The 20,210-nt window shown below is 70.4% G+C and carries 21 protein-coding genes, 3 tRNA genes and 1 pseudogene; 12 read left to right on the plus strand and 13 right to left on the minus strand.

Features of this window, described 5'->3' with window-relative positions; genetic code table 11:
- The first annotated feature begins 128 nt into the window (after positions 1-128).
- The 4 genes from BUE43_RS14100 (at position 129) to BUE43_RS14110 (ending at position 2,326) form a co-directional block, all read left to right on the plus strand.
- Positions 129-1,397, plus strand: coding sequence for an MFS transporter (locus BUE43_RS14100; RefSeq protein WP_159447735.1), 1,269 nt, complete (start codon positions 129-131; stop codon positions 1,395-1,397).
- A gap of 575 nt (positions 1,398-1,972) precedes the next feature.
- Positions 1,973-2,056: transfer RNA gene (locus BUE43_RS34195), tRNA-OTHER, on the plus strand.
- A gap of 47 nt (positions 2,057-2,103) precedes the next feature.
- Positions 2,104-2,188, plus strand: a tRNA-Leu gene (locus BUE43_RS14105).
- A gap of 64 nt (positions 2,189-2,252) precedes the next feature.
- Positions 2,253-2,326, plus strand: a tRNA-Leu gene (locus BUE43_RS14110).
- Between the two features lie 265 nt (positions 2,327-2,591).
- On the opposite strand, the gene BUE43_RS14115 is transcribed toward BUE43_RS14110, so the two are convergent.
- On the minus strand, positions 2,592-3,272 hold the full coding sequence (locus tag BUE43_RS14115) for a 7-carboxy-7-deazaguanine synthase QueE (protein WP_234995719.1): 681 nt from the start codon (positions 3,270-3,272) through the stop codon (positions 2,592-2,594).
- Positions 3,269-3,826, minus strand: coding sequence for a 6-pyruvoyl trahydropterin synthase family protein (locus tag BUE43_RS14120; RefSeq protein WP_083959679.1), 558 nt, complete (start codon positions 3,824-3,826; stop codon positions 3,269-3,271). Before BUE43_RS14120 ends, BUE43_RS14115 begins: the two co-directional genes overlap by 4 nt.
- Before the next feature lie 440 nt (positions 3,827-4,266).
- Here BUE43_RS14120 and BUE43_RS35125 point away from each other — a divergent pair.
- Together BUE43_RS35125 and BUE43_RS14125 are read left to right on the plus strand one after the other, a co-directional pair.
- Positions 4,267-4,446 (plus strand): annotated as a pseudogene (locus tag BUE43_RS35125) (helix-turn-helix transcriptional regulator); the annotation flags it as partial.
- A gap of 285 nt (positions 4,447-4,731) precedes the next feature.
- Entirely contained in the window at positions 4,732-5,700 is a 969-nt protein-coding gene (locus BUE43_RS14125) for a hypothetical protein (RefSeq protein ID WP_234995752.1), read from the plus strand.
- 62 nt (positions 5,701-5,762) lie between these two features.
- Here BUE43_RS14125 and BUE43_RS14130 read toward each other — a convergent pair whose 3' ends face one another.
- The 7 genes from BUE43_RS14130 to BUE43_RS14165 form a co-directional block, all read right to left on the minus strand.
- Positions 5,763-6,392 (minus strand): PIG-L deacetylase family protein, encoded by a 630-nt coding sequence (locus BUE43_RS14130; RefSeq protein WP_073483845.1) that lies wholly within the window; start codon positions 6,390-6,392, stop codon positions 5,763-5,765.
- Between the two features lie 5 nt (positions 6,393-6,397).
- Positions 6,398-7,768 carry a glycosyltransferase gene (locus BUE43_RS14140; protein WP_143174159.1) on the minus strand — a complete coding sequence of 457 codons (1,371 nt, stop codon included), beginning with the start codon at positions 7,766-7,768 and terminating at the stop codon, positions 6,398-6,400.
- Positions 7,765-8,232, minus strand: a complete 468-nt coding sequence (locus BUE43_RS14145; RefSeq protein WP_073483193.1) for a DUF6884 domain-containing protein — start codon at positions 8,230-8,232, stop codon at positions 7,765-7,767. Before BUE43_RS14145 ends, BUE43_RS14140 begins: the two co-directional genes overlap by 4 nt.
- The gene (locus tag BUE43_RS14150) at positions 8,229-8,786 is read right to left on the minus strand and encodes a formylglycine-generating enzyme family protein (RefSeq protein ID WP_073483195.1); all 558 of its coding nucleotides are present in this window, start codon (positions 8,784-8,786) and stop codon (positions 8,229-8,231) included. The genes BUE43_RS14145 and BUE43_RS14150 overlap by 4 nt, the downstream gene beginning before the upstream one ends.
- 5 nt (positions 8,787-8,791) lie before the next feature.
- Positions 8,792-9,571, minus strand: coding sequence for a reverse transcriptase family protein (locus BUE43_RS14155; protein ID WP_073483196.1), 780 nt, complete (start codon positions 9,569-9,571; stop codon positions 8,792-8,794).
- 202 nt (positions 9,572-9,773) lie between these two features.
- Positions 9,774-10,487: a 7-cyano-7-deazaguanine synthase QueC gene (queC, locus tag BUE43_RS14160; protein ID WP_234995720.1), complete on the minus strand. Its 714-nt coding sequence runs from the start codon at positions 10,485-10,487 to the stop codon at positions 9,774-9,776.
- A gap of 900 nt (positions 10,488-11,387) precedes the next feature.
- Positions 11,388-12,332, minus strand: coding sequence for an oxidoreductase (locus tag BUE43_RS14165; RefSeq protein WP_073483198.1), 945 nt, complete (start codon positions 12,330-12,332; stop codon positions 11,388-11,390).
- An 80-nt stretch (positions 12,333-12,412) separates the two neighbouring features.
- Here BUE43_RS14165 and BUE43_RS14170 point away from each other — a divergent pair, with 80 nt between their 5' ends.
- Positions 12,413-13,078 carry an acyl-CoA-like ligand-binding transcription factor gene (locus tag BUE43_RS14170; protein WP_234995721.1) on the plus strand — a complete coding sequence of 222 codons (666 nt, stop codon included), beginning with the start codon at positions 12,413-12,415 and terminating at the stop codon, positions 13,076-13,078.
- A 22-nt stretch (positions 13,079-13,100) separates the two neighbouring features.
- Here the strand turns inward: BUE43_RS14170 and BUE43_RS14175 are convergent, their stop codons facing one another.
- From BUE43_RS14175 to BUE43_RS14185, 3 genes are all read right to left on the minus strand, one after another.
- Positions 13,101-13,433, minus strand: a complete 333-nt coding sequence (locus tag BUE43_RS14175; RefSeq protein ID WP_073483201.1) for a hypothetical protein — start codon at positions 13,431-13,433, stop codon at positions 13,101-13,103.
- Positions 13,434-13,764: 331 nt separating this feature from the next.
- Entirely contained in the window at positions 13,765-14,214 is a 450-nt protein-coding gene (locus tag BUE43_RS14180) for a hypothetical protein (protein ID WP_073483202.1), read from the minus strand.
- A gap of 122 nt (positions 14,215-14,336) precedes the next feature.
- The gene (locus tag BUE43_RS14185; protein ID WP_234995722.1) at positions 14,337-15,398 is read right to left on the minus strand and encodes an RNA polymerase subunit sigma-70; all 1,062 of its coding nucleotides are present in this window, start codon (positions 15,396-15,398) and stop codon (positions 14,337-14,339) included.
- A 369-nt stretch (positions 15,399-15,767) separates the two neighbouring features.
- On the opposite strand from BUE43_RS14185, the gene BUE43_RS14190 reads away from it, so the two are divergent.
- The 5 genes from BUE43_RS14190 to BUE43_RS14210 all read left to right on the plus strand — a co-directional run bounded on the left by BUE43_RS14190 (position 15,768) and on the right by BUE43_RS14210 (position 19,656).
- Positions 15,768-16,181 (plus strand): MarR family winged helix-turn-helix transcriptional regulator, encoded by a 414-nt coding sequence (locus BUE43_RS14190; protein WP_073483204.1) that lies wholly within the window; start codon positions 15,768-15,770, stop codon positions 16,179-16,181.
- Positions 16,182-16,378: 197 nt separating this feature from the next.
- Positions 16,379-17,041: a TetR/AcrR family transcriptional regulator gene (locus BUE43_RS14195; protein WP_407697120.1), complete on the plus strand. Its 663-nt coding sequence runs from the start codon at positions 16,379-16,381 to the stop codon at positions 17,039-17,041.
- A 13-nt stretch (positions 17,042-17,054) separates the two neighbouring features.
- Positions 17,055-17,255, plus strand: coding sequence for a ferredoxin (locus BUE43_RS14200; RefSeq protein ID WP_073483207.1), 201 nt, complete (start codon positions 17,055-17,057; stop codon positions 17,253-17,255).
- On the plus strand, positions 17,252-18,439 hold the full coding sequence (locus tag BUE43_RS14205; protein WP_073483209.1) for an NAD(P)/FAD-dependent oxidoreductase: 1,188 nt from the start codon (positions 17,252-17,254) through the stop codon (positions 18,437-18,439). Before BUE43_RS14200 ends, BUE43_RS14205 begins: the two co-directional genes overlap by 4 nt.
- Positions 18,436-19,656 (plus strand): cytochrome P450, encoded by a 1,221-nt coding sequence (locus tag BUE43_RS14210; protein WP_073483211.1) that lies wholly within the window; start codon positions 18,436-18,438, stop codon positions 19,654-19,656. Before BUE43_RS14205 ends, BUE43_RS14210 begins: the two co-directional genes overlap by 4 nt.
- On the opposite strand, the gene BUE43_RS14215 is transcribed toward BUE43_RS14210, so the two are convergent.
- Positions 19,632-20,069, minus strand: a complete 438-nt coding sequence (locus tag BUE43_RS14215) for an ATP-binding cassette domain-containing protein (RefSeq protein ID WP_083959681.1) — start codon at positions 20,067-20,069, stop codon at positions 19,632-19,634. The two genes, BUE43_RS14210 and BUE43_RS14215, sit on opposite strands and share 25 nt — an antisense overlap.
- Between the last annotated feature and the right edge of the window lie 141 nt (positions 20,070-20,210).

The raw sequence follows: 20,210 nt of genomic DNA on the forward strand, positions 1-20,210 counted from the left end.
GCATCGTTCCGGGCAGGTCGGGATCATGATCTTGACGATAACGATTTTCATTACGTATGCTCGTCCGCCGCGGTCCCCGACGAGTCGACGACCGGCCCGCAGCGGGCCGGACCTGGTGCGAGGTGCTTGTGACGACAGCGCGGTTTTTAAGGCATAACAAGGACTTCACCCGGTTCTGGTTCGGTGAGACCGTCTCACTGTTCGGCGTGCAGGTGACCAACCTGGCGTTGCCGCTCACCGCGGTCCTCACGCTGCAGGTCTCCCCCGAGGAGCTCGGGGTGCTGCGGTCGTTCGCCTTCCTGCCGTTCCTGTTCCTGGCGCTGCCGTTCGGCGTGCTCGTCGACCGCCGGGCCAAGCGACCGCTGATGATCTACGCGAACCTCGTCCGGGCGGTGCTCGTCGGCCTGGTGCCGCTCCTCGCGGTCCTGGACGCGCTCACGCTGCCCGGCCTGGCCGCCATCGTGCTCGGCATCGGGGTGTGCACCGTCCTGTTCGAGGTGTGCTGGCTGTCCTACGTGCCGGTCATCGTCGGCCAGGAACACCTGGTGACGGCGAACGGCAGGGTGGCGGCGAGCTCGTCGGCCGCCGAGTTCGCCGGCCCCGGCCTCGGCGGCCTGTTCGTGCAGGTCTTCACCGCGCCGTTCGCGCTCGTCGTCAACGCGTTCTCCTACCTCGTCTCGGTCGTGTCCCTCTGGTTCGTCCGCGTGCCCGAGGAGGTCCGCCCGCCCGCGAAACGCCACGTGGGCAAGGAGATCGCCGAAGGCATCCGGTTCATCGTCCAGCAGCGCCACCTGCGCGTGCTCGCGGTGACCGGCGCCGCGTTCAACTTCTGCTACATGTTCGTCGAGGCGTTGTTCGTGCTCTACGCGGTCCGCGACCTCCACTTCGACGCCGGCCTGATCGGCGTGATCGTCGCGCTGGGCGCCGTGGGCGGCCTGCTCGGCGCCGCGCTGGCCTCGACGTTGGTGCGGCGGTTCCCGTTCGGCCGGGTCTACCTGCTGGCGGTGATCGTCGGGCACGGCGGCCCGCTGCTCATCCCGGCCGCCTCGGGCTCGACGATCAGCACGGTTGCCCTCGTGATCGCCGGCTTCTTCCTCATGCGCGGCGGGCTGGCGGTCTTCAGCGTCGCGGGCACCAGCCTGCGGCAGGCGGTCACCCCCAGGGAGCTGATGGGCCGCATGACCGCCGGCATGCGCACCCTCATGTGGGGCATCGGCACCACCGGCGCGATCGCGGGCGGCGCGGTGGGCGGCTACCTCGGCCTGCGCCCCGGACTGTGGGTGGCCGCGCTCGGCTTCCTGCTCGCCGCGGTGCCGGTCGCGCTGTCCCGCATCCCGCGTCTGCGCGAGATGCCCAGCCAGGAGATCACCACCCCGCAAGCGGCCCCCGCGGCCTGAAACGCTTCCGGCTCCGCTGCGGGGCGAGAACTCGTCTCCCTTTTTCGCATAATGCGATTGACTCTCCGGCGCGGACCGGACATGCTGAGCGTGCCCACCAGAACGAAGGAGCGGACATGATGCGGGACATGCGAAAGCGGGGTGCGCGGTGCCTCGGCGCGGTCGCGGCGCTCGCTGTCGCCGGTGCCTCGCGCCACCATCTCTCCTGGCGTTGTTCGTGGTGTGCTCACCAGCATCTGACCTGCGGCTCCCCGCCGTGACAGGCAGGTAGACCCTGTCAGGGAGAGCCGCCCATCGGGAGCACCGATTCGGGCGGCTTTTCGCTGTTCGGCGTGCCCTGAACAGTTTTTACTGTCGGCGAGCTTCGGAAAGCGGGGCGGCTTCCAAATCCGCCTGTCCGGGGGTTCGACTCCCTCCGCCGGCGCTCGACGCCGTCCATTTCCCGGTTCGGCGCGGCCGTTGACAAATCCACAGCGGAGCAGACATTTCCCCACTGCTCGCCTCGGCCGTTCCCGGCCCCGGCGAGCGGGTGCGGCCGGGCCGCGCCCACACGCGGCCCGGCCGCACCACACCGAGGTGGAGACGGGCTCGGAGCCCAACCCGACTGTAAACCGGGCGTCCCCGCGACACCGGTGGTTCGACTCCACCCTCCACCACCACGCCCCGGGGCTCCACGAGATGCCCCCCAGCAATGCTCTTCAGCAATGCCTCTGTGGCGGAACGGCAGACGCACGCGGCTCAAACCCGCGCGCCCGTGGACGGGCATGCAGGTTCGACTCCTGCCAGAGGCACGCACATCCCAGGCAGGACACCCCTGTCCTCCCGTGCGACCTGTTCCGCCGCCACGGCGGATGACGTCCCGCAGCTCAGTCGGCAGAGCGTCCGCCGGAGAAGGCGGAAGATCCCAGGTTCGAGTCCTGGCGGGACGGCTGTGACCGAAGCCGAAGGAGACGAGGCCCCGGATTGTGGTTCCGGGCACTAGCCGGTGCGAGTCCGGTCGGTCACCCCAACTCCCGCGCCAGGCCCCGGCGCGGCGTGGGCGGACACGCGCGTGGCCCGGCGGCCACCCGGAGCTCATATCTCCGGGGCGCCTGGATCGACACCAGGACGCGCGACCACCACCTGTCGCCCCGACCCGCCCTTCCGGGTCGCCCGGCCCACGTCACGACGGTCGTGAGGCGGCCCGCAAAACCGTCAGTTCCGCATGTGTCTGTTACCGCGCCCGAACGTTGTCCCACAGCAGAGTGTGCAACCGGGTGGAAAGGTTCCAGCCGCGCTCAAGCACGGGGTCGGCAAGATGCCGGGCTCGGGTGAGAACCGTGGTGCTGTCGGTCCCCTCGGGCATGACCCACACCGGGTTGAGGTGATAAGCGCTGACAAGCTCCTGGATCTCGGCGAGGTCCCCGACGTCCCGCACGACGAACTTCCAGATGTGTGGGAACGCAGGCCGGCGTGGGCGAGCTTGGGCGAGACGTTGAACTGTGAGACGTTGGCGGTGATCTCAGGTGTGGGTGGGATGGTCCCCGATGTCTCGATCTCGATGTCAGTAGCCAACTGGCCACCTCGCACGGCCCGCACGAGCTTGCCGAGGGCCTGGGGTTGCAGCAGGGGTTCACCGCCGGTGATCACGACGAGTCCTGGAGGCCCGGAGCCGAGCCATGCGAGGACCTCTCCGAGCGGGAGGACGTGCCGTTCGGCGGCCAGGTCGAAGCGGCTGGCATCGTGGGTGTGCCCGCTGTCGCACCAAACGCAGGACAAGTGGCATCCGAACAGTCGGACGAAGCGGGCACAGCGGCCGATGCTGGTTCCCTCACCCTGAAACGTGGGACCGAACAGCTCGTTGATCACCAACTCCTGATCGGTGTGCGGCCTCATGCCGGTTCCTCCGGTCCATAGGCCGCGGAGTTGGTACGGGTCTCGCGCACGACAACTTGTCCGATACGGACGTGGGGTGGCGCACCCGGCAGATCACGCAGAACGTTGTGGCTCACGCGTCGTAGCAACACGGCGACGGCTTCGACGGTGGGCCAGGCCAGATCACCGGCCAGTGACTCGGGCCCCGTGGAGGGTTGGTCGGATCCGAACCGGAACACCTTGCATCCGGCCGCGGCAAGTGGCGCGGTGAGCGGGTCGCGGTGACCCAGCATGGTGCCGTGGTCGAGGTGGGTGTCGATCCACTGCCGCACGCCGGCCTTCACCGCGCCGAACTCGACCACGGTGAAGTCGGAGCTGAGGGAGATCGCGGACACGACAACGCGGACCCGCCATGAATGTCCGTGCAGGCTGGCGCATTTGCCGCCGAGTTCGGGTAGCCGGTGCGCGGTGTCGAAGGCGTGTTCGATGGCGATGCTGTGCTGAACCGGGTGTTCATTGTGGACGGTGAGCGGTAGGCGATCTGCCTGCTCGGCGGGCGCGGTCCGGCGGAACATCAAGGTGCTCTTCCTCCGCGTGTTCTGTTCGTGGGGGTCTTCGCCTTCGGTCGAGCCACGCCCCGAGCAGTGAGGGCGGGTGCGGGCCGACGTGGGCTTCCGACTGCTTGTGTCCGAGTCAGTACAACGCCGACTCGTCCTGCCCGACCAGAGCGGACATGCGGCGACGACCAGGCGTTCACGGGGCGTCGGCGTCCACGTCCCTCATGCAGCCGGTGGCGGGAGCGAAGTGACAGGTGGGCCAGTCGTGGAGCGGGCGGGCTGCGAGCCGGTGGTGGGGCGGTTCCACCAGGTTCTGACTGCGGTGACCAACCGCCACCTGGCAGGATCACGGAGTACGTTGGGGCTGTTCACAGGGCTGGGAGGCAGCCCCAGTGGTGTGAGCTGGAAGGGAAAGTGAGATCGCGAATGGCCGGCAGGCGCGTGGGAGCGGTCGACTGGTGAGCGAACTCGCGAGCCCACTGGCTGAGCGACGGCTCGCTGCCGGGTACACCCAGGAGAGATTGGCTGAGGAGCTCGGGGTCGACCGCGGGACCGTGGGCCGGTGGGAACGAGGTGTGCAGATCCCACAGCCGTGGCAGCGCCCCGCTCTCGCGTCAGCGCTCCACGTCTCCCTGCTCGAACTCGACGAGATCCTGACTCCGGGCACAGCGTCGACTTCCCCGAACGTCGGGGGCGTCACGGGGACTCCCGAGCTTCTCCCAGGTCGGGAATCGTTGGCCGCACTGGCGGAGCGACGATCCGCGGCGGCGGCGTGGAGCCAGCAGGAGTGGTTGAGGGTGCGACAGGCACCCGGCGTGCGTGGTCGGGAGTTGTCGGAGTTGGCCGCATGGCTGTATCCCCGGTCCCAGCGTGCGCCGGGTGGCCATGTGCTCACGGGACCGGGATGGCTTCTGCGGGAGCCTGTGGACCTCGACGCGATTCGGTTGGAGTGGTCCAACGCCCAGCACCCGGTAGCCCCGCCAGGGCCGCTGGAGCACGTGCTGCCGTTGACCGACCGGGGTGAACGCTACGTCAGCTACAGCCGTGCGGTGCGGGACCTCGTGCGACCCCGGCTGTTGGAGAACAGGCCCAGCTACCAACTGGTCGACCTCGACACGGACCCCGGGCTGACCCTGAAGTTCGCGCCGACCACGTTCTTCGAAGTGTTCGACGTCAAGCAGGCCCTCGCGCACGAGTTCAAAGCCGCGTGGCTCGCGTCCTGCCGTGCTGTTCCGGACTGGGACGCGCTACCGCTGCGTCGGGCGATCGGGGACCCGTTCGACCCCCGCCGGCTGTTGATGTCTCCCGGGATCAGCACCCTGACGATTCGGCGCTCCAGTTGTGGCGACCACCGGTTCGTGCTGCACGAGCGCGACGGAGACAAGGTCGCCGACGGAGGCGGCCTGTGCCACGTGATGCCGGCCGGGGAGTTCCAGCCATCGTCGGTTGACCCGGCTGTTCTCCGGCACGACTTCTCTCTGTGGCACAACATCATGCGCGAGTTCTCCGAGGAGTTCCTGGGAAACCCGGAACATGACGGCGCCGGCCCCGGGCAGTTGATCGACTACAGGAGGGCGGAGCCGTTCCGCTCGTTCCAGCAGGCGCGGGCCGATGGCGCTCTTCGCCTCTGGTACTACGGCTTGGTGATCGAACCCCTGGAGTTGGGGGTGGTCCAGTTGACGGTCGCCGTGATCGACGACGTGGTTTTTGACCGGTTGTTCGCGGACATGGTCGAGACGAACGACGAGGGGCGGGTGGTCGGACGCGGTGGACGTCGGGACCTGCCGTTCCTCGGTGATGCGATCGAGCGGCTCGAACCGCGGCTGTCGGCCAGCGCGCTGACCCTGCTCCACCTCGTCTGGTGCGACCGGGAACTTCTTCTCCACTCCTGAGCACCGCGACGCACTGCGCCCTCAGTCGGTGGCGAAGAGGGTTGTGGGCGTTCTGGGACGTGTCACAGGAAGTTCGCGGCAGTGAGGCGTCCGAGGACGGGCAGCGGTACGAAGTTCTCGGCGTGGGTGACGCCGACGCGGGCGCCCCACAGGCGGGCGAGCGTCTGGGCCATCGGCCCGAAGTGCGTGGCGATGGGCTGGGAGACGTGCGCGGCCAGGGCGCCTTGCTTGGTGGCCCAGGTGCGGCTGACGTCGACGATGGTGTGGGCGGGGATCGGACCGTCGAGGGTGAGGCCGTTGTAGGTGTCGACGGTATAGACCCGCCGAGGGCGTCCGGTGGTGATGACCACCTCGGGCAGCGCCTCCAGCAGGGCTTCGGCGATGCGTCGGTGGTCGGGATGCACATCGCGCAGTGGATGGGTGAGAACGACCTCAGGACGGGTCTCCAGCAGCAGTTCCCGCACGGCCGCCGCACCCGGCCGCTCGATCTGGTGCAGCCCGGCGTTGAGCGCGGTGGCCCCGGCGGCGGCCTCGCTGGCGCGGGGCTCCGGGTGGTGTGGAACGGCGATGGTGACGACGGCTCCGGCGGCGCTGCAGCGGGCAAGCGTGCCTCCCGCCCAGAGTTCGGCGTCGTCGGGGTGGGCCATGACGGTCAGCACGGAGTCGGGCGGGATGAAGTCAGGCACGCTCATCTGGGTCACCAGAGCCCGAGCGCGTCGATGACCTTGGCCGGTGTGGGCAGGGCCAGGCTGGGTCGGCCGGTGGGCAGCAGGGGGAGGTCGAGGTCGGTGCGCATCCGGATGAGGTCCCGCCAAGCCAGAATCTGCTCCCACGCGCCCCTGATGGCCGCGCCCTTGGCTCCGGTCAGCCGCCCCGAGGCAGGGAGCTCGTCGAGGGTGAGACCGCCGGCCAGGAGTGTGGCCGCGGTGCCGACGCCGACACCCCTGACGCCGGGGATGTTGTCGGCGGGATCGCCGGTGAGGGCGCGGAAGTCCGCCCACTGGGCCGGGGTGACGTGATAGCGGCTGCGGACGTCGTCGGGGCCGATGTGGCGGCGGCCCCGCTTCAAGTGCTCAGCCCGGCCTTGCGGGGCAGGCAGCTCCAGCAGGGCTCGATAGCGGGCGAGGGTTCGAGGCCAGCCGGCGAGCTTGTGGCGCCACTGCTCGGCGGCGTCGGGCGGGTCGAGGTGGAACCCGACGACCTGGCGCAGGGGGATGACCAGCAGCCCGGCCGCGATGAGGCACGCGCCGAGGTAGGTGTCCTCCATGCCCCAGCCCAGTCGTCCGAACTCGGGGTCGAACCCGCCGACGTGCAGAACGGCGGCGCGAGGCACGGCGACCAGGGCGGTGACGACCATGCGGGGTAGGTCCCAGTCGTGGTAGCGCTGTCCGTAGCCGAGGTCGATGAAGTCTCGGGTGTGTGCGAGCGGGCGGCCGTCCAGTGGTTCGAGCAGCGTGATCCCGCTGTAGGGCAGGACCATGTTCGTGGGTGGTCGCCACGTCACCCGGTGGTCGGCCGCGAGGTCGGGGACGCGCGTGAGGACGTGGGGGTCCTGGAAATGGGCCTCGTAGCGCAGGTTGTGGCGGAACCCCACCAACACGCTGGTGTCGGTGGCACGCGTGGCGATGTTGGTGATCACATGGGGTGGGATCACCATGTCGCCGTCGAGGTAGAGGACGGTCTGCCCGCTCGCGAGCGCTGTGCCGACGTTGCGGGCGGTCGCCGCGCCCATTCGTTCGGGCAACCGCACGAGCCGGTCCACCACCGGGTGCCGCATGGCGACCTCGGCGGTGTCGTCCGTGCTGGCGTCATCCACGACGATCACTTCGACGCGGTGCTGGTGATGTTGCGAGTCCACGGCGTCGAGGACGGTGGGCAGGCAGTACCCGACCTGGTGGGCGGGGATGACCACCGACACGGTGCGGGAGGAGGCGAGCCAGCAGTCCGAGGGCGTGGGGTCGTGCCAGCCGATCCCGTCCGCGGTCGCCTCCCAGGCACGAGTGCTGAAGCGGTGGTCATTGCCGTGCCGCGGCAGCTCCTCCCGCAACGGCAGGCAGTCGTCGGTCATAACCAACCCCATTGGGACAGCACCGCCTTCGCGCCAGCCCAGTCGGCTGGGTTCGGCAGGAGGGTCAGCTCGATCGGCGGCGCATGGTTGAACAGGCACGCGGCGGCGGTCAGGTAGAGCGGCTCCAACACCACCAGGACGTGTCGCAGCGCGGGGGTGCGCAGGTCGGCGGTCAAGCGCGCGGTCACGCGGTTTTGGAGGGCCTCCGCCTCACTGCGGTTGCGCAGCTTGCGGTCGTAGGTGTCGATCGGATCCCCAGCGTGGAGCAGGCCGTGTTCGGCGGACAGGATGCGGATCCGTGCGCGCTTTGCGGGGGCGAGGTGTTCCCGCAGGTGGGGTACGAGCGCGCCCTGGTACAGCTCCAGCGCTGGGATTGGGGCGGTGGTGACGAGCTTCTTCCGGCTGCAGGAGACGACGAGCAGACCCTGATGCGGTTCGAGTGGGCTTTTGGTGGTCGGGCTCATGGGCGCCGCACCACCCGCAGTCCAATGCCCGGCGAGGCCAGCTCGGCCGGCGCGGCGTTGAGGAACGTCGTGCGCGCGTACAGCGGGGGCGAGGCGTAGGAGCCGCCCCGCAGGACGGCGCCGTTGCCCATCGTCGAGCGGGCAGTCCACTCCCACACGTTGCCCGCCACGTCCAGCAGCCCCTCAGGGGTCGCTCCGGCCGGATGCGCGTCCACCGGGCTGGTGGTGTCGACACCGGAGCCACGCAGGTTCGCCCGCTCCGGGGTCCACTCCTGATCACCCCACGGCCAACGTCGCCGGGCGGACCCACCCGCCATCCACTCCCATTCCACCGAGGTCGGCAGGCGCCCACCCAGCGTTTCCGCGATTTCCGCGGCCTGGGCGTGGCTCAGCGACGTAACCGGGTGCAGAGCGCGTTCACCACCACGTTCACCACGCAGTTGGGCGTGGGTGATCGGCGTACGTGTCCACAACAGGGTGCTGACCTTGATCTGACGAGCCTTGTCGCCGAACACGCAGGTTCCGCCGGGCACCTCGACCCACTCGACGTTCACCTTGCTCAGCCCCCGATCAGGAAAAGGTCTTCGACGTTCACGTGTGGTCGCACGCGGCTCTTCGCCTCGTTGGGACCCAGCCCGAACCGGGCGAGCGCGGCGCCGATAGTCCCGAAGGCGTCCTCGGCTTCGGACTCGTCGGGGGCGAAGGCGACGTAGTTGTCGGCGAACCGCACCATCCGCAACCCGTCCAGCAGTGCGTCCGGTCTCGACAGACGCAGGTTGATCAGCAGTGGCGCGAGCCCCGAACCGGGCGCGATGGGATGTGGCATCGCGGCGAGAGCGGTACGGACACGGGCGAGGAAGGTGCCGTCGTGGACGTGTTCGGCGCACCAGCCAACGACTTCGTCGACTGTCGCGCCCTCGGACACCGAGGCCACGTCCACGTCCGCCACCGCGTGGAAGCCAGCTTCGCTGTGGGCCGCTGCGTGCCGCAACGCGGTAAGTCGATTGCGGCGAGGTCGGTAGCCGGACACCCAGCACCGCAGCACGCGGTCTTCCAGGATTGGCTCGATGGCGTTGCGGAGCGCGCGATGCACGAGCCGGTCGATCACCGTGGGAACGCACGCCGCCATCGGCTTGCCGGTGTAGGTCGGGAAACGTACTTCCCGCAGTGGCCCTGGCTGCCATGTCCCTTCGACCAGTTGATCGGCCAGGCGTGGCAGCAGTTCCTTGGGGCGTCGGCGCAACTCCGCCAACGTCATCCGGTCCACACCAGGTGCCGAGGCGCGCCGGCCGCACTGCCGCAGCGCGATCCGAAGCCGCTTCTCGTCCAACAGCGGCATCAACGAGTGCGACTGCGGACACGGGAGTGGCGGCATGCCACGTGGGTGCGCTAGCGTCGGGACCGCTTGAGCGGTAGGCACGATCCCTTGGTCACCAACTGCAGGCTCGCAACCCAACACGCGCGAGCTGTGCCCTTGGGAAAGACGGCCCCGCTCAGGCCCCGAGACGAAGGTCTCCGCATTCACGATCGTCATGGCCTCTCTACCCGGTCTCGTACGCGGTGGGATCGGGGATGTTGTTGTCGCGAAAGGCTCGCCGCCGCTCGACGCAGGTGCTGCAGCGACCGCAGTGCACGTGCTGTCCCCGGTAGCAGGACCACGTGAGCGCGAACGGCACCGACAGGGCCTCACCGACCCGCACGATGTCGGTCTTGGTCAACGTCAGGAACGGGGCGAGCACCTGGAACCCCGGTGTCAGCAGGCCCTCGTTGGCCGCCTCAACACTGCGGGCGAACCGCTCCACGAACTCTGGTCTGCAGTCGGGGTAGACGGTGTGGTCTCCGGCGTGTGCGCCGAACGCCACGGCGTCGGCGTGCACCGCGATGGCAACCGAGACAGCGACGTCAAGCATGATCGCGTTGCGGTTGGGCACCACGGTGGAGGCCAGCGACTCATCGGTGTAGTGCCCGTCCGGCACCGGCACCGAGGTGTTGGTCAGCGCGGAGCCGGTCAGCAGTGCCCCGAGGCTCGTCAGGTCGATGACCCGGTGCGAGCTGTCGAGCAGCCTCGCGATCTCAGTGGCGTAGTCGAGTTCGACGCGGTGTCGCTGCCCGTAGTCGAAGGACACCAGGGTCAGGCGGCTGTGTCGGGCTGCCAGCCAGTAGGCCAGGACGGTGGAGTCCAGGCCCCCGGAGGCGACGACGACGGTGTGGTGTGGACCCCGGTGTCCGAAGTGGACGATCACCGTGGTCGCCACGTCTGGAGGCGTCGCGAAACCAGCGGCTCCGCGAATCGCTGGGAGAGTGACATCGTCTACTCCGGATGCTCGGCGAGTCCCGATCTACCCGCGTCCCGAACTTCGCTCCTCCCGGAGGGAGGAGCGCCGAGTTGCTCGCTCGGCCAAATCGGCCGAGTGGCGGGTCGACGGCGTCGGTGCTGACGGAGCCGCTGTGAGCCCGCCAGCGCAGCTAAGCGGTTCCCATGCGGAGCGAACCAGAGCGACCGGGTGGCGACGATGGGGCGTCCACGGGGCGACACATGTGCGGACCCGCGGAAATGACCATCGGGAGTGAACTGCGCCAACTGGGCGAAATCACACGACAACTCCGGCGCTGACCGTGAGAAGGCGGGGGTACCGCGGAGGGGTGGGGTAGCCGAGTCCCGTGAGCGCATCGGTGACAGGGAACGCTCGCACAGCGGGCGGCAGAGACCTGCTGTCCCAACGCCGGACCGTGATCATCGTTCGAAGTGGTCGCCGCGCAGGGCCAAGATCGTGCGGGAACCGCAGCAGCAGAACGGTCTCCTGGGTAGCGGCCCTCCGACGGCCAGGAGGCAGCGGTCCGAGAAACCGCGGCGAGCCGCGAAACCGAGAGAACTCCGCCCCCGATGCGCACGTGAGCACGACGAGCGCGGTCCACACTGGACAAACGGGAGGCGGAGTTGGTCTCGTGACCGGAGGAACTCGGGAAGCCGGAACAGGATCTCGGGGCGCGGGCGGAGGCGCGCGAACCACGGGCGAGAAAGCCCGACGGCTCCGAGCCGAGTCGGATCCAACCAGCTCTGTTCGTCAGGTCAGCCAACGCTGTGGTTCCTGGCTGGACCACACCTCGTTTCCGGTGCTGGGTTTCCGCCGTGACCTCTCGATGCTGTTCGGGGGTCAGGACTCGACGGGAGTGGGGAACGCGAACCGCACGTCGGTGAGACGTTCCGACAACTCCCACAGCCGGCGGGCGATCTCCGGGTCGGACGCCGTGGAGGAGGGCCGCACCCGCTTCGGCGCACCGCGCAGCTCGGCCAGACCGTCCGGCCCGATGAACTCCCCGCCCTCCACGCCCGGGTGGGTCGCCGCGTACAGCTGCGGCAGCGCGCCCTGCGCCGGGGCCTGGGCGAACAGGGGATTGCCGATGCGGCCGAGCACCACCCGCCACAGCCCGACCGACCCGCTCTGCGGCAGGGTGGTGGCCGTGTAGCCCGGGTGGGCCAGCACGCTGCGCACCGGACTGCCGGCCCTGGTCAGCCTCCGGTGGAGCTCCAGTCCGAACAACGCGTTGGCGAGCTTGGACTGGTTGTAGAAGGCCATGGGCGAGTAGCCGCGCTCGCCGGTGATGTCGTCGAAGCGCATGCGCGCCTGACGGTGGTTGACCGAGCTCACCGTGACCACGCGCGGGTCGCGCCCGACGGCCAGGAGATCGAGCAGCAGCCCGGTGAGCGCGAAGTGGCCGAGGTGGTTGCAGGCGAACTGCAACTCGTGCCCCTGCGGGCTCAGGGTTCGGGGCGGGGCCAGGACACCGGCGTTGTTGACGAGCACGTCCACACGGGGGAGATCGGCACGCAGCCGGTCGGCGAAGGCCCGGACCGAGTTGAGGTCGGACATGTCGACGCGGCGCACCTCAAGGTTCGCGCCCGGCTGCTGGGCGGTGATCTGCGCGACCGCCTGCCGGCCCCTCCGCTCGTCGCGCACCGCGAGGATCACGTGTCCGCCGCGGCGGGCGAGCGCCCGGGTGGTCTCCAGGCCGAGGCCGCTGTTGGCCCCGGTGACGACGAACACCCGCCCGTGCTGGTCCGGGATCTGCGCTGCGGTCCAGCGTTGCTGCTGCTTCATGTGGCACAGGTTGCCCTGTGTGGCACTGAGTGTCAACTTGCGTCTGAGTGCCAATTCCAGCATCGCGTTACGCTTGCCCGGTGAGCTCCCGCCCCGACCCCAGCCCCGGAACCAGCCCGGAAATGAGCATGGCCCAGCGGAAACGTCAGCTCGTCTGCGACGAGCTGACCAGCGCGGCGCTGCAGCTGCTGGTGCTCAAGGGGTTCGACGTCGTCACCATCGACGAGATCGTCGCCGCCGCCGGGGTGTCCCGGCGGACGTTCTTCCGGTACTTCGCGTCCAAAGAGGACGTGGTCGTCCAGTTCCTGGCCGACATGGGCGCCGGCATGCGCGAGGAGCTGGCGGAGCGCCCCGCCGAGGAACGTCCGTCCCAGGCGCTGCTCCACGCCGTCTCGGTCCCCATCGCCGCGTGCGGGGACCAGTCCGAGCGGGCACTGCGCGTGGTCCAGCTCATCCTGCGCACCCCCGCCCTGCTCGCCCGCTTCCTGGAACGCCAGGAGCACTGGCGCGACGAGCTGACGGTGGAGTTGGCGCGCCGACTGGATCTCGACCCCGACACCGACCTGTACCCGCGGCTCGCCGCCGGGATGGCGCTCACCGTCATCAACACCGTGCTGCAACGCTGGAGCGACAGCGAGGGGGCCGAGGACCTCATGGAGCTCATCGACCGCGCCTTCGCTGTCATCGCCCCGGCGCTCGACGCGGACAAGCGCAAGTCTCCGCGCGCTCGTTCGGGGCGCGACTGAGCCGCGGTCCGGCACGTGCGGATCACGCTTCCGTTCCCTGGCGCCAAAAACCGACCTTGCAGACATCGCCGGCCTGGTGCTCCCAGATGTCCTGGGAGAAGACGTGCACGCTCACCCCGCCCTCCGGCAGTCGGTGCACGTCGGTGTCCGAGTGCCGCTCGGCGAGCTGGAGGGCGCGGCCGTGCGTCGCGAGCGCGTGGCGCAACGGCTCGAACCGCAGTCGTCGGCCGAACGCGCTGTAGGTCGCTTGGAGCGGGGGAGGCGTGGGCGTGTTCCCGGTGGTCAGCCTGTGCACCTGGAGGGCGACAGAGCGGCACAGCCACACGCCCGCGTCTCGTTCGAACCCGATCTCCACGAGGCCGTAGTCGCGTCTGGCGAGTGACGATGGTGTTGGCGTAGAAGTCGAGGTCGGACAACCGTCTTCTCCGGGGTTCTGGTGAGGTGGTTCACCGGGCTCGTTGACCGGCCGCCCCGCGCGTTCGTGCTTCCTGCTCTTCCTGTCATTTCAGGGGTGAATGAAACTACTGTCCTCGACAGCGATCACGCCACCGACCGGCGGCAGAGAACCTTGTGGGGCAACGAAAACTGGCCTGCTCACTGAGCTGGGCCCGCACACCGCTGGCGACTGTCCGTGGTGGCGGGCCCAGCTCCGGTGGTGACGATCAGACTGCTGCGGGGAAACCGGGTCAGCTGAGCCGGGTCATGACCGAGTCGTAGCCGCCCCCGCCCGGGTAGACCCACGCGCCCGTGAGGGTGTTGCCGTCCGCGCTGAACGTTCCCTTGTAGTAGGCGGGGGAACCCGGCTCGCCGGCCCAGATGACGAGGGTGTCGCCGTCGAGCTCGTAGACGTAGTCGAAGGTGTTGCCCTGGCTGTCGTAGTAGCGGGACCTGATGTGCTCGCCCGGCTTCTCCGCGCCGAAGGGCTTCTCGCGCCCGATCATCTCGACGCCGACGACGGCCTGCCCGTACTGCTGGAGGTCGATGTCCTGGACCAGGAAGAAGCCGCCCGCCAGCCACCGGTAGCTGACCGTGCCCTCCGCTCCACCGGTCACGCGCCACGTGCCGACGAGGCGGTCGAGCGCCCTGATCCGCTCGTCCGGCTCGACGTTCGGCACGCTGTCAGTGGTCTCCGTCATGGCTGTTTCCCTTCTGCCGCGCCGCACCGGGAGGAGCGACGTCGTTGGTGTCGCTCGTGTGACGGGCTGGTCCGCGAGGAGGAATCGGTCGGGCGACTGTGCCCTGCGTCACGCCTCCTGCGTCACGCCTCGATGTCCGACGGCGTCAGGGTCCGGCTCAGGCCGGCCGCGGGCAGCACTCCCGGGTCGAAGGTGGTGATCTCGGCGATCAGGCCGTCCTCGACGCGCAGGACGTCGATGTTGATCGCCGTGTGGTCCGGCTCGCCCGGGCGGCGCAGGTAGTTGGCCACGGCGGGCTGCCGGTTGACCGCGAGCGGGACGGCGTGCCAGTCGCCCCACGCCTGCTCGCCCAGCAGGACCGGGCGCCACATGTCCAGGATCGCCGCGCGGCCCTCGAAGACCAGGTGGGCGGGCGGCATGGTCTGGCGGGCGTCCTCGCGCAGCAGCGCGGCCAGCGCCGTCAGGTCCGCCTGGCGCGAGGCGTCGAGGTAGCGCCGCAGGAGGGCGCGCTCGTCGTCGGTGGGGGTGGTCGCCGCCGCCCAGTCCGCGCGCCGTTGCGGCAGGTGCTCCCGGAGGGTCGCGCGGGCGCGCTGGAGGGCGCTCTTGACGGAGGCGACGCTCAGCTCCAACGCCTCGGCCGTCTCCTGGGCGGGCCAGCCGGCGACGTCCCGCAGGATGAGGACCGCCCGTTGCCGGGGCGGGAGGTGCTGGATCGCCGCCAGGTAGGCGAGTTCGACGGTCTCCCGGGTGATCGCCGCCGCGTCCGGTTCGTCGCCGGCCGGCGCCGCCCTGTCCAGCAGGACGTCCGGATAGGGCTGGAGCCAGGTGACCTCGGCCAGCGAGGAGTGGGCCGCGCCGCCGGAGGTGTCCACCGGCACCGCGAGCTCGCGCGCGCGGGCCGGGCTGGCCAGGGTGTCCAGGCAGGCGTTGGTGGCGATCTTGTAGAGCCAGGCGCGGAAGGTCGCCCTGCCCTGGAAGTCCGCCCGCCTGCGCCAGGCGCGCAGGAGTGTCTCCTGCACCAGGTCCTCCGCGTCGGTGAACGACCCGAGCATCCGGTAGCAGTGCACCCGCAGCTCGTGCCGGTGGGTCTCGGCCAGTTCGGTGAACACCGCTTCGTCCCCGGCCCGGATCGCCTCCGCCGTCCGGTCCTCGGCCGCGCCCCGCCCGCTTTCCCGCACGCCCACAACGCCCCCACTCAGATGGCCGCCCGTCGCTGTCCTGAGCCGACGACAGTAATGCGAGCTGGTTGCGTTCCTGTCCAGCTGCCCGTGCCGCCGGGGCGTGAGTGGGCAGAGGACTGTCTAGTGTGGACAGTTGCTGTCCCTCGCGGTGGTGTGCGGTTCGGTCCGAGGTCGGTCTGCCGTCCCGGTCCGGGTGGGGGAACGGTGGTCGCGCCGCGACCGGCTCCCGGGGTGATCGGGACACGTGGTCACCCCGCAGGGCGGGCGGTTGCTCCCACGAGCACCCGTATCCGCGTCGCCGGAGTCATCTCGGCTGCGGTTTCCGGCTGCGGTGTTCCCTGTGATGGTCCGTCCGCGCTGTAGCGTGGGCGCGTGGACGTCGGACAACTGCACCGACTGGGCAGGCGACTGGTCGAACTGTCCCACCAGGCATCCTGCGACTCCGGCGAACTGTCCCTGACCACCGGCGAGGCGGCCGTCCTGCAGGACGTGATCTCACACCCGGAGAGCTCGGTCAGCGAGATCGGCGACCGCACCGGTTTCGCGCAGAGCCACGTCTCCACCTGCGTCGCCCGGCTCAGGGACCGCCAGCTGGTCACCACCGCCACCGATCCGGCCGATCGGCGGCGCACCCGGGTTCGCGCCAGCGACGGCACCATCGTGGCGGTCTCGCAGCGCGGCGACCACGGCGTCGACGGCGTGCTCGGTGCGGTGGTGGGCGATCCCGACAAGGCGCGGCGCGTGGCCGCGCTCCTCGACGAACTCGCCCACCTCCTCCTGCCCTGAGCGCGGAGCCGGTCGGCTTCCCCGGCGTCGTCGGGTCGGGGGAAGACTTAAGTCACGCGATTGACTTGTTGGGGAGCGCCCGGGCAGAGTGATCATGGAACCCGCACGGCGAGGGAGGTTCCGGTGATCCAGGGCGACGCGGACCACCAGTCGCGCCACCCGGTTCCCGCCGGTGCACAGGTGCGATGGTGAGAACGGTGGACGGGACCGCGAACCGGACCGCACGGGCGGAGCGGGCGGAGCTCACCCGGGAGCTGATCCTGACCGCGGCGGAGCGGATGTTCGCCGAGCACGGCGTGTTCGCGGTGTCCAACCGGCAGGTCAGCGAGGCCGCCGGACAGGGCAACAACACAGCCGTCGGCTACCACTTCGGCACCAAGGCCGACCTGGTGCGGGCGATCATCCGCCGGCACTCCGGGCGGATCGAGGAGATCCGGCAGCGGATGGTCGCCGAGATCGGCGACGGCGCGGAGCTGCGGGACTGGGTGGCCTGCCTGGTGCGGCCCCTCGCCGAGCACCTGGCCGCGCTGGGCAGCCCGACCTGGTTCGCCCGGTTCGGCGCGCAGCTGCTGACCGACCCCGCGCTGCGCCCGATCATGGTCGAGGAGGCGTTGTCGTCCCCGTCGCTGATGCGGATCGTGGACGGGCTGCAGCGCTGCCTTCCCGACCTGCCGGCCGAGGTGCGCGCCGAGCGGGCCGCGATGGCTCGGCAACTGCTGGTGCACATGGTCGCCGAGCGGGAACGCGCCCTCGCCGAGGGCGCCCCCACGCCCAGGGCCAGCTGGCACGACGCCGCGACCGGACTGGTCGACGCGCTCGTCGGAATGTGGCTGGCGCCTGTCTCCACCCCGCACGACTAGAGGAGCGACAACCATGAAGGTCGCGGTGGACCAGGACCGGTGCTGCGGCGCAGGCGCCTGCGTGCTGCTCGCCCCGGACGTGTTCGACCAGCGGGACGACGACGGGGTCGTGGTCCTGCTCGACGGGCAGCCACCCGAGGAACTCCACGCGCTCGTGGGGGAGGCCGCGGCCGCGTGCCCGGGTGCGGCGATCTCGCTGGGCGGGACCGCGTGAGCGCGCCGGGCCACGTTCTGGTGGTCGGCGCGTCGGCCTCCGGTCTGTCCACCGCGGAAGCGTTGCGCCGCAAGGGATACCAGAACCGGCTGACCGTGTTGGGCGCCGAACCGCACCTGCCCTACGACCGGCCGCCGCTGTCCAAACAGGTCCTTGCGGGCCTGTGGTCGCCGGAGCGCGTCCAACTCCGCCAGCCGGCCGCGCTGTCCACACTGGACGCCGAGTTCCTCCTCGACGACCCGGCGACGCGCCTGGACGTCGCGGAACGCGCCGTCCACACCGCGTCCGGGCGGGTCCTGACCGCGGACGTCGTGGTGGTGGCCACCGGGCTGCGGCCTCGGGTTCTGCCCGGGCAGGCTGGTCTTCGCGGTGTGCACGTGCTCCGCACGCTCGACGACGCGCTGGCGCTTCGCTCGGCGCTGCTGTCTTGCTCGCGGCTCGTGGTGGTCGGGGACGGTGTGCTCGGCGCGGAGATCGCCGCGACCGCGCGCGGGATGGGTGTGGCGGTCACGCTGGCCGGGCCGCAACCGGCGCCGTTGGCCGCGCAGCTCGGCCCGCTGGCAGCGGGTCTGCTGGGCGAACTGCACGCCGAGAACGGAGTGGACCTGCGGCTCGGCGCGGCCGTCACCGGGCTGACCGAGCGGGACGGCGACGTCACCGGGGTGTGCCTGGCGGACGGCGAGACGCTGCCGGCCGACCTCGTCGTCGTGGCGCTGGGCGCGGCACCGGTGACGGAGTGGCTCGCGGACAGCGGGCTCACCCTCGACAACGGACTGGTCTGCGACTCCCGCTGCCGCGCGGCGGAGGGGGTCTACGGCGTCGGCGACGTCGCCCGCTGGCACCACGAGACGCTGGACACCGTGCTGCGACTGGAGAACCGGACCAACGCCGTCGAACAGGCGGGCGTTGTCGCCGGCAACATCCTCGGCGAGGACCGGCCCTACACGCCCGTCCCGTACTTCTGGACCGACCAGTTCGACGCCAAGGTCCACGTGCACGGGATCCCGCGCGCGGACGCCGAAGTGTCCATTGTGGAGGGTTCGACGGCCGACCGCCGCTTCGTCGCCACCTACCACCGGGACGGCGCGGTCGTCGGGGTGCTCGGCTGGAACATGCCCAAGCAAGCCCGTCTGCGCCGACGGGAGCTCGTCGCGAATTCGGCACTCGTGGAGGGAAAACCATGACCAACACGACCGAGTCGGCAACGGACCAGGAGCAGCCGCTGGCGATTCCCGCCGCCAGGGCCGCGGGATGCCCCTTCGACCCGCCGCCCGCCCTGCGCGCACTGGGGGAGCGGACCCGGCTGGCGCGGGTCCGGCTGTTCGACGGCAGCACCCCCTGGCTGGTGACCCGCCACGCCGACCAGCGGGCGCTGTTGGCCGACCCGAGGATCAGCTCCGACATCACCCGGCCAGGCTTTCCCAGCTCCGTGCCCGTCCAACAGGCGCGTATCGGCTTCATCTTCATGGACGACCCCGAGCACGCCCGGCTCCGGCGGATGGTGACCGCGCCGTTCACGCTCCGCCGGGTGGCGGCCCTGCGCCCGGCCGTCCAGAAGATCGTGGACGACCTCGTCGACGAGCTGCTGGCCGGGCCGCGGCCGGTGGACCTCGTGCAGGCGTTCGCGCTCCCGGTGCCCTCCCTGGTGATCTGCGAACTCCTCGGCGTGCCCTACGCCGACCACGACTTCTTCCAGGTCCACAGCGCGGTCCTCATCAACCGGGAGACCACGCTGGAGGAGCGGAGGGAGGCCAGCGACCGGCTGTTCGGCTACCTGGAGCGGCTGGTGGGCGACAAGCTCGACCACCCCGGCGACGACCTGCTGTCCGGGCTCGCCGTACGGGTCAGCGACGGCGAGCTGACCAGGGAGGAGGCGGCCCAGATCGGGGTGCTCATGCTGGTCGCCGGGCACGAGACCACCGCGAACATGATCGCCCTGGGCACGCTCGCCCTGCTCGAACACCCCGACCAGCTCGCCCTGCTGCAGCAGTCCGACGACCCGGGCCTGGTCGCCTCGGCCGTCGAGGAACTGTTGCGGTACCTGGACATCACGCACAACGGACGGCGCCGCGTGGCGCTGGCCGACATCGAGATCGCCGGCCAGGTCATCCGCGCCGGCGAGGGCGTCGTTCTCGCCAACGACATCGCCGACCGGGACCCCGACGTCTTCCCGGACCCCGACCGGCTGGACCTCCGGCGCGACACCCGCCGGCACCTGGCGTTCGGGTTCGGCGTGCACCAGTGCCTCGGCCAACAACTGGCCCGGATGGAGCTGCAGGTCGTCTACGGCACGCTCTACCGGCGCATCCCCACGCTGCGGCTGGCCACGACGCTGGACCAGATCCCGTTCAAGCACGACGGCTCGGTCTACGGCGTCTACGAGCTGCCCGTCACCTGGTGACCGCGGGAGCGGTGGCGGGCGCCACGCCCGCCACCGCACAGGAGCAGCCCGGCGAGGCGCGCCAGACCCGCACCAGGAGACCCTGGCGTCACCGCTCCAGGGCGAAGGGTTCGGCGGGGGGAAGGGCCAGGAAGCAGGGCATGCGGGCCGGGCGGCCGGCCAGGTGCGGAGCCGCTGATCTCGACGCCGCCCAGCAGGACCCGCCCCCGCGTGGGGCGGTCGAGCCCCGCCGCGCACTGCAGCAACGTCGTCTTGCCCGACCCCGACGGACCCGTGATCACCGTGAACGAGCCGCGCGGGAACACCAGGTCGACCGCGTCGAGCGCGACCACCTGGTGGGGACGCTGCCCGTGGACCTTGGTGAGCCCCACCACCGCGACCGCCTCGTGCGGTACGGCTGTTTCCTTTGCCATGGAACGAGAAAACCGTCAGCACGCGATCAGCGCACTGGCCCTCGTTCGACTCGCGGGGTAGAGCTGCTCCACCCCCGACCGGGAGCCAGCTCCCGTGCCCCGCCGCGCCGACGGCCTCTACCGTGGCCACGGGAGGGAGTT

The sequence above is a fragment of the Streptoalloteichus hindustanus genome (genome assembly GCF_900129375.1).
GTDB lineage: Bacteria > Actinomycetota > Actinomycetes > Mycobacteriales > Pseudonocardiaceae > Streptoalloteichus > Streptoalloteichus hindustanus.